Here is a 12,445-nt window from a genome sequence, read left to right on the forward strand (position 1 = left end):
CCTCCGCTCGAGAAGAAGCATGATAACCAGTTACACAGTTAATCTTACACGCCCGCTATGAGATACGCCGTCACGATGTTGCAACCCGGATCTCCCATAACGTCCATCCCCGTCAGATGTGGCGACTAGCTGTCGATTTCAGCCTCTGCCGACGACTATCCTATGTCACGGGAGGTGCCTCATGAAATATCTGCTGCTGGTCCATCACAACGAAGACATATTCACACGCATGCCTGAAGGCGCCAGGGAAGACATGCTCGCGGAATCGATCCAACTCTGCCACCAGCTCGACAGCAACGGTCAGTATGTCCATGCCTCGCCGTTACAGCCTGAGGCAACAGGAAGCATCGTGCGAGTGCGGGACGGCAAGAGTACGGTTACCGACGGCCCATTCATGGAAACAAAGGAACAACTCGCAGGCTACTTTCTGATCGATGCCCGAGACCGGGACGAGGCAGTCGCCATAGCGAGCCGCGTCCCCGGCGCAAGAATTGGAACCGTCGAGGTCAGACCTGTGCGCGAAATCAGTGGGTTACCAGGAGAATAGCTTGAAATAGGACGGATGTCGATTTGGGGCCTGTCGGTTCGACTATTAGGCAAGCCATCAGCTTTACCAAAAAATGATGCTTGTCCAAGATCACACCCTTTTCAGAGTAAGGAGAAAGAACGATGGACACCAACACCATTCGCCTACACCGCGTCATTCGTGCGACACCGGAACGCATCTATCGTGCATTTCTCGATGCGGATGCCATGACGAAATGGCTGCCGCCAAACGGCTTTACCGGCAAGGTGCATCACGTGGATGCGAAGGTCGGAGGCACGTTCAGAATGTCATTCACCAATTTCACAACAGGGAAGAGCCACTCGTTCGGCGGCAGGTACCTTGAGCTCGTGCCGCATCAACGGCTCCGCTATACCGATGCGTTTGATGACCCAAACCTTCCGGGTGACATGCACGTGACCGTAACTCTGACACAGGTATCGTGTGGAACGGAGGCGAACATCGTGCAAGAGCATGTGCCTGCGGTCATTCCTCCTGAAGCCTGCTACCTTGGTTGGCAAGAGTCCCTGATCCTACTCGGCAAACTCGTCGAGGTAGAAATTCCCGACTAACACGACACCAATAGCACTGACCATCACCGAACGCGCAAAGGCATGCCGCCTCTTCCGGTGTAAGAGCAGCGCTCTCTCGCAGAGTAGGTTCTATGAATAAGAAACGGACCATACCAAAAAGTGTGGATGCCTATATCGCAGAATTCCCACCCGACGTTCGACGGATCTTGACCAAGATACGGATGACTATCCGTCATGCGGCACCCGGCGCAAAAGAAACCATCAGCTATGGCATCCCTTCATTGATGCTGAACGGCCCATTGATCTACTTCGCTGGATTTAAAGCACATGTCAGCATCTATTCGATGACGACGACTGTTCGGAAACAATTTAAGACAGCGCTCTCGCCATATCTCAACGGGAAGGGAACGGCAAAGTTCCCGCTTGACCAACCCATTCCCTATACCTTGATCGAACAGATCGTGAAGTTTAGGGTGAAGGAGAACTCAGCAGAAACAGGCAGAACGAACAATTAGCGCCTGCCCAACAGGAAGGAAGACGACATGGTCCAAAAGACGATCGCGAAAAATACGATTTGTCTGTGGTATGACAAGGATGCCGAAGAAGCTGCGCGTTTCTACGCGGCGACCTTTCCCGATAGCACCGTGGGTAAGATCCACCGTGCTCCGAGCGATAACCCCTCCACCAAGGCGGGCGAGGTCATTACGGTGGACTTCACCGTCGCCGGTATCCCCTGTATCGGCCTCAATGGCGGTCCCACCTTCAAGCATAATGAAGCGTTCTCGTTCCAGATCGCGACCGACGACCAAGAGGAGACCGACCGCTACTGGAACGCCATTGTCGGGAATGGCGGCCAGGAAAGTGAGTGTGGCTGGTGCAAGGACAAGTGGGGCGTCTCCTGGCAAATCACACCGCGGGTGCTGATTGAAGCAATGGCCACAGGCGGCGAGGAGGCCAAACGAGCGTTCGATGCGATGATGACCATGCAAAAGATCGACGTCGCTACCATCGAGGCAGCAAGACGAAGCTCACATAGTCATTGAACAGGTCACCTGATAGCAGAGAAATCATATGTTACACACGTTCCCCAACCACAAGGAGGCTCCTATGCGTTTCCTATCTATAACCGCTACCGCATTGTGTGTTGCGTTGATGGCGTCCCCTGCTCTTGCCAAGGACAAGAAACACGAGAAGCCCATGGATGAGCAAGCCATGATGGAGCTCTGGAAACAATTGGGTACACCGGGTGAGCCCCATAAGCAATTTGCCGCCCTGGCCGGCAGCTGGACCACAACCACCAAGGAATGGATGGAACCAGGAAAGCCTCCCATGGAATCCACCGGCACCGCAGAGATGAAGATGTTGCTGGACGGGCGATTTCTCTACCAGGAATTCAACGGCCAGATGATGGGCCAGCCCTTCAACGGCATCGGCATCGACGGCTATGACAATATGAGAAAGAGATACGTGACCGCATGGATGGATAGCATGGGTACCGGCATTTTCCTCATGGAAGGAACCGCCAGCGCTGACGGCAGAACCATCACCTTGCGCGGCTCACACCCAGAGCCAGGCGGAGGCAAGATGGCGCATCGCGCGATTTGGAAGTTGATCGACAACAACACCCAACAGTTCGATATGTACGGTTCCCACCACGGCCAAAAGGAAATGAAGATGATGGAGATCACCTATACAAGGAAACCATAAGGGTGAACGGCGAGAAAGATTCATTCCAGAGACTTTGGACAAATCTCTCTGGGTATCTCGATCACGTCATCACAAAGACGTAGGATGTGCCGAGACAGAAGCTAACCCAGTGGCCTGCCTTCACCGGCTTCCAGGACGACAACTCGTCGCCCCCTTGTGAGCGGGCGACGAGTTCTGAATCCACATACCTCATTATTTGAAAAGCTTCACAAGATTTTGACCACCCAACGGCTGCCGTAGAGCTGTCCGCTCGAAAATGCTACATTGAGATTTACTCATTCACAAGGAGTTCACTGTGCAACGACTCTCATTTGTGCTGCCCTCACTCTGCATCATGCTCACCATCTCCCCTGCTATGGCCAAAGAGAAAAAGAGTGAGAAACCGATGGACCCGCTGGCCATGATGGAGCTGTGGAAACAGGCCGCCATGCCCGGTGAGCCGCATAAACTCTTTGCGACCTTGGCCGGCAACTGGACCACCACGACAAAGGAATGGATAGAACCAGGGAAACCACCAATGGAATCAACCGGCACAGCAGAATCAAAAATGCTGATGGATGGGCGATTTCTCCACCAGGAATTTTCCGGACAGATGATGGGTCAACCATTCACCGGCATGAGCATCGACGCCTATGACAACATTCGGAAGAAATACGTCACGGTCTGGGTGGATACTAGAGGAACCGGTGTCTTCATTATGGAGGGGACCGGGAGTGCCGATGGAAAAACTATTACCCTGGGAGGGTCACACGCTGAGCCGGGCGGAGGCACCAGAACTCATCGAGCTATCTGGAAGATCATCGACGCCGACAACCAACTGGTGGAGATGTATAGCGCGCACCGGGGCCAGAAGGAAATGAAAATCATGGAGATCATATATACGAGGAAACAATAAACGCGACCCCGCGCATCAGACAACAATGCCCCTTCGGACTTCAACATACGTTCGAAGCACCAGGGGCATCTCAATCTGACAACGGCTCATTCACAGACCTAATAGGTTGAGAGGATAGACGGCTGTGCGGTGAGGAGCTATGCGGCCCGGTCACGTACGCCTCTAATTTTCCGTTCGGCCTCCAACCAATGCTCCAGATCGTTCCCATCCTGGAACCCACTTCGCTCATACAGAAGGTAGGCCAGTTCCGCGATCTGCTGATGGAGATGGTCCTGCCCTTCTACCTGAGTTTCTACCCTTCCGCTGGCAGGACCGACAGAAAACAACTCCCGTTGCGTAGCCCGGCGCGAGCTGACCGTTTTACCCACCTTGGCAACCGAAACACGAGGTTCATTGTTGCTTGCTTCCTTCTGTTCACCGCTCGTCCGACGCGCCATAATCCTCCTCCACCTGTGACGCCCCTCACCTCTTGTCCGCTCCGAGGGGGTTTATTCCTCTCAACATGGTCTTAAATGCATTCTACTCAGATCAGCTAACGATACAACTTTCTTTGGAGATTTATAAAACCTGTCCATGGCACCACAGGTCGCTGCCTGAGCAGCAACTGCTTTGTGTGAGTCGTTCCCTTACGCTGTATCACAATAGAACAGTAGCACCATTGCAGGTAGCATCAGATGAGTTGATGTGGTAGCGTGAAAATTATCCATACAACCAAGTCTGGAACCGATCGCCCGTCTGCACCCATCTCACTTGCGACCCTTTCCAGTCTTCTCTCAACCCACTTCTCACAGGAGGTGCCCTATGAGACGTCCTTTCATCTTTCCATCACTCTGTGGTTGGTGCACGATCCTCTTCCTTGCCGCGGCCTGCGCCTCAGCAGGCGATGTCAAGAAGGGAGGGTCGCCGGCGACCGTGTCGAACGGGAAACAGGTCACACTCGAATACACCATGAAACTCGACGATCAATCAGTCGTCGACACCAATGTCGGTGGAGAGCCGATAAAAGTCACTCAAGGCAACCATGAAGTCGTTCCCGGTCTTGAGAAGGCCCTGGAGGGCATGACCGTTGGGGAGAAAAAGAAAGTGACTGTTGGCCCGGCAGAAGCCTACGGCGCAGTTGATCCGCAAGCGTTTCAAGAAGTGGATAGGAAGATGGTACCGGTCGAATCGCAAAAGGTTGGGGCACAGCTAGAAGGAACAACTACTGATGGCCAAAAGGTATACCCACGAATTTCCGAAGTGAAGAGCGAGACCGTTGTACTCGACTTCAACCATCCGCTGGCCGGCAAAACCCTCTATTTCGACGTCAAAGTCTTAGACGTTGTACGAGCCACGACGAAGTGATTCTTCGTTCCCTCGTGCGGGGCGATCACCGCCCCGCACGAGAAAGATGGTTATGCTGCTATAGATTGCGTCCATGTAACCTACACCTCACACACACTCGGCCAATGGCTTGCACGCACTCAATTTGGGTCAGCCGAGATCTGGAAGCTTCGCGATGTACTGACTGGTGTGAGCCGCAAGCTTTTGCTTCACTTGCTCCCTGACACTCGACAGGACTTCGTCGTTGATCGTCACCTTGCCTGCGCATTTCTCCAGCTGCACCTCGTCTTGACGAATTTTAAAGAAGAGGATCTGCGTCAAGCTTGACTGCGCCTTCAAGCTAAAGGCCATCAACGAGACCATAAATTGATCATGGTCGCCTTGTTCAGCTAAAGCAATTTGGAAGTGTCCGGTATTCGCATGCTTGGTCTCGCGGTCAAAAATGGTCATCCAGGGCTTGCTGCTGTCCATCGATTTCAACGCTTCGAGCGTCGACATCACGATGGCGAGGGCTGCCGGAGCGCCCCCCAGAAAGGCTCCCGCGACTTTGAGGATTGCTTCATGCGCCTCAAGACCGTTGGCTTCTTCCGTATATGAGGAGAAGCTGTGATCTTGAATGACCCATCCGATATTCTGCAATACCTCGAAGTACGTTTTGTACCATTGGGTGACGTGCGTCTTGTCGGGCACTTGTTTATTGGCCACCAACTGAGCGAGCAGGCTGGAATTGACGATATCTTGCCGCCGCTCGCTCGACACACCCTTCACAAAGGAGACGACATCGGAGGCCACGACCATGGCCTGAGTCTTCTGCGCGTTGAAATCGATGAGTTCTCGACTGCCTTCCACTGCCCCACGTGTCGGGGACGGCAACTTCGCGGCATTCACAAATTCACGAGCTGAGATGGGAGTCACGTTCTTTTTCATCTGATATCCTCCGTAATGGATGGTCTCTTGTGCTGGGTATTGATCTCACGATCGGCTAGCCCTTCGTGAATGTCATCACGAGAGCATTGATCGTCTCTTGGCTGCTCGACGAATAGACCGCCCCCTTGCCTTCTCCTGGATAGGCTTCTTCCTCATACGCTGTTTCAGTAGTGGCTTCGATTGACGCATCTGCCTCGATGGTCCGCTGGATGTTGCCTTAACACTGGACGCTGCAGGCTGAACCCGCGGTTCCAACTGCTTTAGAATCTGATCTAACGATTCCGCAGCTGATGCGACCACGTCACGATCGGAATAAGGCAATTGTTCGAGCATCACGCTGATGAACTTCATCTGAGTCAGGGCCGAGTCTTGCTCGCGTTGGGTCGCTGAGGACTCGGTAAATGCCGCCCGGTACTTCTCTACTATCTGATTCATCTCTTGAAGAAGCGACTGGTCCATGATCGCCCGAATCAAGGCAGCGTCTGCAATGGTAATGGCATCCCATACACTGCGCGTGTCCTTGAAACGTGCTTGCGCCAGGGCCTCGCATCGCGAGAGTGCTGCTTCCCGCTGTGCGTCCTTCTTCCCGAGCAACACCTCGAGGACCACAGCATTGAGGATCGGATAAGGATCGTCTATTCCCTCCCGTTGTCCGAGATCTGCGGCTGCACGATAGTCGGCAACCGCCTGGGCTAAGTGAACCCGCCTCTGTTCGGCATCCGTCTCAAGCTGGGCCAGCTTCTTTTGCGCCCCGCCTATGAGGCTTAGACGCTCCGAGGTCTTTGCAAGCGCAAGGAGATGACGTCCCTTGTCGATCGCCTCTTGGATCATGACCTTGTTGCCGTCTTTCTCTCCACACCGCACCGCGACATTGATCCATTGCTCAACTACACGCAGCGTCGCGGGGTTTGCGATATCCTTGTTTTCCACTGCCTGCCGGTAATACGGAATGGCTTCCTTGAAAAGACCGGCTCCGGCATAGGCCGCCCCCAGTCGTTCCTGTACGCTTCCTTGTTTCAGCCAGTCCTCCGCGCACAGCTGTTCCACCTGACTTAACGCTGCACGTACCTTCGCGTCATCTGCATGGGTCCATTGTTGGGAGAGACCATCCAACTGAAGAAGCACTTCTTCCGCCGCCACTTTCACATCTTCCTCGCCGACGGCACTCAAGCCATCGGTACGGACCAGACAAAAATCAGGATCGCCGTAGGCTTGATAGGCTCCCCATGTATTGGAAGACGGGAATTCCTCCCACGTTTGTTGTCGAGCTTGCTTCAGAGCCAAGCCGAATGTCCTGCCAGCAAGCAGCTCCCTGTAAAACGATCCGGCGAAACACAGTGCCGCATCGTCCTGGACCGGCCAGCCGGCTGCCACAACAGCACGCACGCCTTTTCGAATCAATTCGCTGGAAATGCTTGCCGCCATTTTATTGGAGGCCGTTCCGCCCATCTGTCCGAGATGGCAGCAGTTGAGGAAGACTAGTTCCGGAATAGGATCCATCGTGGCGATCTCCGCTGCCGTGAGAAAGAGGCCATCGCTCAGCACCACCCCGGCTTTGGCTCCAACCTGACCGCTGTCCGCCTCGCTATACTGTCCATGTCCGGCAATGTGGATGATGCGATAGGGTCGCGCAAAAAGTTGCTTGAACACCTCACTGGCTCCAAGCCTGGTGCGAGCAAATGCTGCTCGATAGTTGGCCTTCTCCAACATGTCGGCCACCAGGGTGGCTTCCTCCATAGCCCCTGACAGATCACGATACTGAGGGGGTGTGAGGGGATTCCCGACCACGAAGGCATGTCGCGTCGTACTGTCCCTGGCATGCGTCTTGTCGTCAAGGGTCTGCAGCTGTCGGATCACCCCCGCGCGGACGCACAAGGGCTTCTCCGTATCGATCATCAATTCCCACGGATAATTGGCCGTCACCTCGTCGAGAATGAAGACCACGTTTTCCAGACTGCGCAGACTCTCCTTCAAGTCCAGCGGGATCAGCAGTTCGAAGAGTGTCTTGGCAATGTCCTGATTAAACGTCTCGGTTCTGATCGAACGCTGAATCAGTTGCGCGATCAGTTCTGGCTGGTTGTCTTGAACCGTCACCTCGGCTCTGGCTCGATCCGATAAGGCAAGAAATCGCAGCTTATGTGGACGAGGCGCCGTCTGATCTCGAGTCGTCAATGCCAGATCAAGCAAGGCGCTGTAAATCTGTGGATCTTTTGTTTGTTCTTCCTGCAACAGGGCGCGGAGGCGATCCTTGAGCACGGCAGGCAGGCTCACCGAGGGGGGAAAAGGGTCATTCCGGAGCGCCGAGATGGTCCAACGCCGCCAATATCCTCGCGTGGAGGACGGAACAAGCCTGGTCGAGCCCCCGCTCCCCTTTTTCATATAGCGCTCAACCTGAATTGCTGTCTGGGATTCCAACCCGATCCGCTTGGCCACACGATGTGCCGACTTGGCCGCATCAACCGCCACATCCAAAAATCGTTCGATGAACTGCATGTGGGCCACCCGTGGGAGCATCGGTCCCTGGCTTTGGTTCGGCCCCTGTGTGAGTGCGCGATTGGCCAAGACCACGCCCCGCACAATGGCATTGACCGAGTCCTCGACGGCAATATTCGCCGACGTATTTGACCCGATCAGCAGGCTATTGATCGTGAGCCCCTCCGGCGCCTTGGATGAATCCGTTGCACCACGGCACTGGTGAATGTGCAAACAATACTCTGTGATTCCCTGCGAAACCGCCTGTGTGAGCGTTGAGGGGGTCAATTCACCCCATTTTCCGAGTCCAATGACGATCGCGCCATGCTGCACACCTAACGATTGTTGAACCTCATTGGGCGGCGCCAGTGCGACGGCGGCCGTCCCGTTTCGTCCTGGATAGCGTCCCGAGTGGTAGCGTTGAGACAAGGCGCCCTCAACCATTTTGTCCACGACACGCTCCGCCCCTGCAATCGTGTCACCCTCGTAATGGCCGAGTAGGATGGGATAGTTTGTGTGATTGAGATCCCCATGCAACACGGAAACGTGGAGTATCGACTGGGTCTGTCCAGACTTCATCGTTGCCCTCCGCTCATTGGATAGAGGCACTCCTCCCAGACATGTCCGCTGCCCTCGATACCTGGCACCAGGGACATGCCGATGAGCATGTGGTATGGCCTTCCCTCTGGCTCCTAACTCAGAAACTGTCGATCGAAAGAAGACTTTTGCCCTTCAAGTTGGGGAACCTGGTCAAAATCCTCCGCTTTAAGTTTGGCCATAGTTCGTCGATGCAGTTCACGGTAAGTCAGTTTGCCCTCGGCCTCTTTGATCGACTCGACAAGGTAATAGGTGAGAGCCCCGTTATAGGTCCCGCCGATATGCGCATCGGCAGAGGTCTGTGTATCGCGGCAGCCGGTGATCAACATTTCTTGAATGTCGGCATGGACGATATCGCCTTTTCGCTTCCGCCCGCGAGGCGCTTTGCCGAGTTGACCACGCACAGTTCCACGCAGCTTTCGACCAGACTCGGTCGCCATGAGATCGAGCGGACAGGGAAGGAACCGTTCTCTTCTTGGCGCATCAGGTGGAACGATGGCGCGAGTGATCGTGCCGGAGTGACAGCAGTCCATGATCACCGTGAAGTTGACGCCCTTTCGAAGCTTACTAAACGTCTTTCGAAGCCAATCATCTCGTAACGTATCCTTCCAATCCAGATCGGTCGGGCACAGGATCTCATCGCGATGATCCGCTTCATCCCCATTGTCATCCGGCACATTCGACCCATGCCCGGAATAGTGGAGCAGTAAGGTGTCGCCTTTCTTCCCGCTCTTGATGAGCTTCTGAATCGCAGTCTGCATGGCCTTCTTCGTGGCCTTCAGATCAGTGAGGGTCGTGATGTCCTTGTCGGCAAACCCATAGTAGGTTTTCAGTGCCGCACTCAGATTCTTCACGTCGTTCACACATCCGTTCAGATCAGACCCGGGAACTTGATACTTGTTGATCCCGATAAGCACTGCTCGTTTCGCCATAACAGCTCCTTTCAATGAGTCATATTTGACGCTGAATACCGTAGTGGTTCCATCTCTCCAGAGAATACTGAGCAAGCAACTTGCCACGCCGTATGCCGGAAGCGGACGAGCACGAGGTCACACCTAGGCCGTACTACAGGAAGGGAGAATACAGCATTCCCACGCCCCCTGGAAGTCTCCAAAGAACAAATTCTCGTTCAAGAATAAGGGTAAAACAATCAGGATAGAGAATCTGAAAGGATACATCCCTGTATCAAAATGGGTACAGCTACGTCTGGTTCGGCTACAGGGTGCGACTGTCGATCCAAATCACCTGGCCGGTCTGCCTGTTCACTTCTTGATACATATGGGCAGTCCCACCACGACCGTCGCCGTTGTTGCCATTCCAGAGGCAGATAAAGTGAACCTTGCGGACACCGTATGCCATCGCCGTCCCGAGAAGCCACTGATTGCAGCGCTCATAGGGATCACTGCCGATGGGCAGTGGGCCGAGTTCTTTTAGGGCGGAGCGAATCGCAGTCGTGAGCTTGGCTTTGGCCGTCTGGTACCGCACCAGCCAGGTTTCACTATGACAGACGACCGACTTCTGAATAAAGGTGGACTCATCGAATGGCTGCAGCCACTGCACCTTCACTCCCCTTTGCTGACAGGCCTCGGTGAACAGGAGATCTCCACCGCAGGCGCCTTGGGTGAAAGCCAAATCCTCCGGGCCAGCGCTCAGATGATCTAGGGCCTCTGCAATCCTCTGTGCAGCAATCAGTTCTTTTTCAGCAGGAAACCGTGGCGTCGGCCTGTCCGGCGCATCGACCATATGGCCGCTGAAGAGAAACACGAGCCTGGGTTGCTGATGATCCGCCTCATTTGACATCATATCGTGCAGAACTTCTGTCTGTTGAGTTGGACAAGTCAACCATCCACTACCTCGTTCTTCTTATCACCAGAATCCCATCCCGGATTGTGACCAACACGGCAGTGACACGCGGGTCGGCTGAAACCGTACGATTGAGTTCCTGAATGGCAGCTGTGGATTCATCCGGCGGTGACTGCTTCAACACCTCACCACTCCAGAGCACGTTATCAATGAGGATCACCCCATTTGGAGCCAGTAGGTCGAGAGCGCGTCGATAGTAATTCAGGTAATTCGTCTTGTCCGCATCGATGAAGATGAGATCGAATGGACCGATGAGGGTCCGCATGGTGTCCAACGCCGGACCCATGCGGATAGTGATCTTCCTGCCAACCGGCGCCTGAGCAAAATAGCGTCGTGCTAGTGCAGCCGACTGTTCGTTGATTTCACAGGTGATGACCGTTCCCTCGTCCGGTAATGCTTCGGCGAAGCAGAGGGCGCTGTAGCCCGTGAACATGCCGATTTCAAGCACCCGTTTCGCACCGACCACTTGCGTCATCATTTTCAAAAAGGCACCTTCTAACGAACCGACTACCATCTGGGGATATTCCATGGTCTGCTGAGTCTCTTCACGCAAGGTGCAGCAGATGGCAGACTCCGGCATAGAATGCTGCTCAGCATAGGCTTCGATCTCCAATGGCACAAACTTTTCCATGAGAATCCCTTTCAGCGATTTGAAAACGCGCTGGGCCTTGCGTACACTGCGCCCGACAACTGAATGGCGAGCGCCGAATCTTAGCACAGGGAACAGGAGGCCGATTTGAAAACCCTCGCGACCTTAGAACCCCTCACGACAAGACTCTTGGAAATTCAACGTATCAACAGTGCCGCTTCGGTCTTGTCCTGGGATCAGGAAACCTATATGCCGGCCGGTGGCGGAGAAGCGAGGGCGGAGCAGATTGCCGTACTTCAAGGCATTGCCCATCAGAAATTGGTGTCATCGGAGGTACAGTCCCTCTTGTCTCAATGGGTGGATCCGGCAAGCGGCCAGGCAACAGAACGGCCTGGCGACACGTGGGATGAACCCTCCCGGTCGCTCTTGCGGGAAGTGTGGCGGGACTTCAGCCGAGCACAGAAACTTCCATCCGACTTTGTGATGAAGCTGAGTCGAGAATGTTCCCTCGCCCAACAGGTCTGGGCGGAGGCCAAACAACGCAACAAGTTTTCGATGTTCCTGCCGAATCTTCGAACCGTGCTCCAGCTCAAACGTGAAGAAGCGGCATATCTTGGCTATGAAGGCTCTCCCTATAACGCGTTGTTGGATGTGTATGAACCAGGAGCAACCATCGCGACGCTCCAGCCAGTGTTTGCCGTACTGAAGGCTCGCCTGGTGCCGTTACTGAAACAAATCACCCAGAGCCGGGTCCGGATTGACGACAGCATCCTCCACCGCTCCTATGACCACAGTCGCCAGCTGGAGTTTGGGCGGTTGGTGCTAACCGCCATGGGGTACGACTTCGAGCGTGGCCGACTGGATCTCTCCGCCCATCCCTTTACGACCTCGTTTCATCCGACCGATGTCCGCGTGACGACCCGCGTGCATGAACATGAACTCCAGTCATGCCTGTTCAGTTGTATCCATGAAGGCGGCCATGGATTGTACGACCA

At 54.5% G+C, this 12,445-nt stretch carries 13 protein-coding genes and 1 pseudogene; 8 read left to right on the top strand and 6 right to left on the bottom strand.

Annotation, left to right across the window (positions count from 1 at the left end; translation table 11 throughout):
• The first annotated feature begins 181 nt into the window (after nucleotides 1-181).
• From ACMTNU_RS18975 to ACMTNU_RS19000, 6 genes are all read left to right on the top strand, one after another.
• Nucleotides 182-547, top strand: a complete 366-nt coding sequence (locus tag ACMTNU_RS18975) for a YciI family protein (RefSeq protein ID WP_413936857.1) — start codon at nucleotides 182-184, stop codon at nucleotides 545-547.
• A 122-nt stretch (nucleotides 548-669) separates the two neighbouring features.
• Nucleotides 670-1,116 (top strand): SRPBCC family protein, encoded by a 447-nt coding sequence (locus tag ACMTNU_RS18980; RefSeq protein WP_413936858.1) that lies wholly within the window; start codon nucleotides 670-672, stop codon nucleotides 1,114-1,116.
• A gap of 92 nt (nucleotides 1,117-1,208) precedes the next feature.
• Nucleotides 1,209-1,592 carry an iron chaperone gene (locus tag ACMTNU_RS18985; RefSeq protein WP_413936859.1) on the top strand — a complete coding sequence of 128 codons (384 nt, stop codon included), beginning with the start codon at nucleotides 1,209-1,211 and terminating at the stop codon, nucleotides 1,590-1,592.
• A gap of 42 nt (nucleotides 1,593-1,634) precedes the next feature.
• Nucleotides 1,635-2,120, top strand: coding sequence for a VOC family protein (locus ACMTNU_RS18990; RefSeq protein ID WP_413936869.1), 486 nt, complete (start codon nucleotides 1,635-1,637; stop codon nucleotides 2,118-2,120).
• A gap of 64 nt (nucleotides 2,121-2,184) precedes the next feature.
• Nucleotides 2,185-2,784 carry a DUF1579 domain-containing protein gene (locus ACMTNU_RS18995; protein ID WP_413936860.1) on the top strand — a complete coding sequence of 200 codons (600 nt, stop codon included), beginning with the start codon at nucleotides 2,185-2,187 and terminating at the stop codon, nucleotides 2,782-2,784.
• Nucleotides 2,785-3,079: 295 nt separating this feature from the next.
• The gene (locus tag ACMTNU_RS19000) at nucleotides 3,080-3,679 is read left to right on the top strand and encodes a DUF1579 domain-containing protein (RefSeq protein ID WP_413936861.1); all 600 of its coding nucleotides are present in this window, start codon (nucleotides 3,080-3,082) and stop codon (nucleotides 3,677-3,679) included.
• A gap of 137 nt (nucleotides 3,680-3,816) precedes the next feature.
• Here the strand turns inward: ACMTNU_RS19000 and ACMTNU_RS19005 are convergent, their stop codons facing one another.
• A complete protein-coding gene (locus tag ACMTNU_RS19005) occupies nucleotides 3,817-4,116 on the bottom strand; it encodes a DUF2934 domain-containing protein (protein WP_413936862.1) in 300 nt (99 codons plus the stop codon).
• Between the two features lie 364 nt (nucleotides 4,117-4,480).
• On the opposite strand from ACMTNU_RS19005, the gene ACMTNU_RS19010 reads away from it, so the two are divergent.
• A complete protein-coding gene (locus ACMTNU_RS19010; protein ID WP_413936863.1) occupies nucleotides 4,481-5,023 on the top strand; it encodes an FKBP-type peptidyl-prolyl cis-trans isomerase in 543 nt (180 codons plus the stop codon).
• Between the two features lie 129 nt (nucleotides 5,024-5,152).
• Here ACMTNU_RS19010 and ACMTNU_RS19015 read toward each other — a convergent pair whose 3' ends face one another.
• From ACMTNU_RS19015 to ACMTNU_RS19035, 5 genes are all read right to left on the bottom strand, one after another.
• A complete protein-coding gene (locus ACMTNU_RS19015; protein WP_413936864.1) occupies nucleotides 5,153-5,929 on the bottom strand; it encodes a hypothetical protein in 777 nt (258 codons plus the stop codon).
• Between the two features lie 75 nt (nucleotides 5,930-6,004).
• Nucleotides 6,005-8,980, bottom strand: coding sequence for a CHAT domain-containing protein (locus tag ACMTNU_RS19020; RefSeq protein WP_413936865.1), 2,976 nt, complete (start codon nucleotides 8,978-8,980; stop codon nucleotides 6,005-6,007).
• A gap of 113 nt (nucleotides 8,981-9,093) precedes the next feature.
• Entirely contained in the window at nucleotides 9,094-9,930 is an 837-nt protein-coding gene (locus tag ACMTNU_RS19025; protein WP_413936866.1) for a caspase family protein, read from the bottom strand.
• A gap of 283 nt (nucleotides 9,931-10,213) precedes the next feature.
• Nucleotides 10,214-10,801 carry a hypothetical protein gene (locus ACMTNU_RS19030; protein WP_413936867.1) on the bottom strand — a complete coding sequence of 196 codons (588 nt, stop codon included), beginning with the start codon at nucleotides 10,799-10,801 and terminating at the stop codon, nucleotides 10,214-10,216.
• A gap of 46 nt (nucleotides 10,802-10,847) precedes the next feature.
• Nucleotides 10,848-11,579 carry a class I SAM-dependent methyltransferase gene (locus ACMTNU_RS19035; protein ID WP_413936868.1) on the bottom strand — a complete coding sequence of 244 codons (732 nt, stop codon included), beginning with the start codon at nucleotides 11,577-11,579 and terminating at the stop codon, nucleotides 10,848-10,850.
• 18 nt (nucleotides 11,580-11,597) lie between these two features.
• Between ACMTNU_RS19035 and ACMTNU_RS19040 the strand changes: the two are divergent.
• Nucleotides 11,598-12,445 (top strand): annotated as a pseudogene (locus ACMTNU_RS19040) (carboxypeptidase M32); the annotation flags it as partial.

The sequence above is a fragment of the Nitrospira sp. BLG_1 genome, assembly GCF_047338595.1.
GTDB lineage: Bacteria > Nitrospirota > Nitrospiria > Nitrospirales > Nitrospiraceae > Nitrospira_D.

Coding starts and splice junctions, on each gene's coding strand:
- ACMTNU_RS18975 (WP_413936857.1), top strand. CDS start 182: ATGAAATATCTGCTGCTGGTCCATCACAACGAAGACATATTCACACGC.
- ACMTNU_RS18980 (WP_413936858.1), top strand. CDS start 670: ATGGACACCAACACCATTCGCCTACACCGCGTCATTCGTGCGACACCG.
- ACMTNU_RS18985 (WP_413936859.1), top strand. CDS start 1,209: ATGAATAAGAAACGGACCATACCAAAAAGTGTGGATGCCTATATCGCA.
- ACMTNU_RS18995 (WP_413936860.1), top strand. CDS start 2,185: ATGCGTTTCCTATCTATAACCGCTACCGCATTGTGTGTTGCGTTGATG.
- ACMTNU_RS19005 (WP_413936862.1), bottom strand. CDS start 4,116: ATGGCGCGTCGGACGAGCGGTGAACAGAAGGAAGCAAGCAACAATGAA.
- ACMTNU_RS19010 (WP_413936863.1), top strand. CDS start 4,481: ATGAGACGTCCTTTCATCTTTCCATCACTCTGTGGTTGGTGCACGATC.
- ACMTNU_RS19015 (WP_413936864.1), bottom strand. CDS start 5,929: ATGAAAAAGAACGTGACTCCCATCTCAGCTCGTGAATTTGTGAATGCC.
- ACMTNU_RS19020 (WP_413936865.1), bottom strand. CDS start 8,980: ATGAAGTCTGGACAGACCCAGTCGATACTCCACGTTTCCGTGTTGCAT.
- ACMTNU_RS19025 (WP_413936866.1), bottom strand. CDS start 9,930: ATGGCGAAACGAGCAGTGCTTATCGGGATCAACAAGTATCAAGTTCCC.
- ACMTNU_RS19030 (WP_413936867.1), bottom strand. CDS start 10,801: ATGATGTCAAATGAGGCGGATCATCAGCAACCCAGGCTCGTGTTTCTC.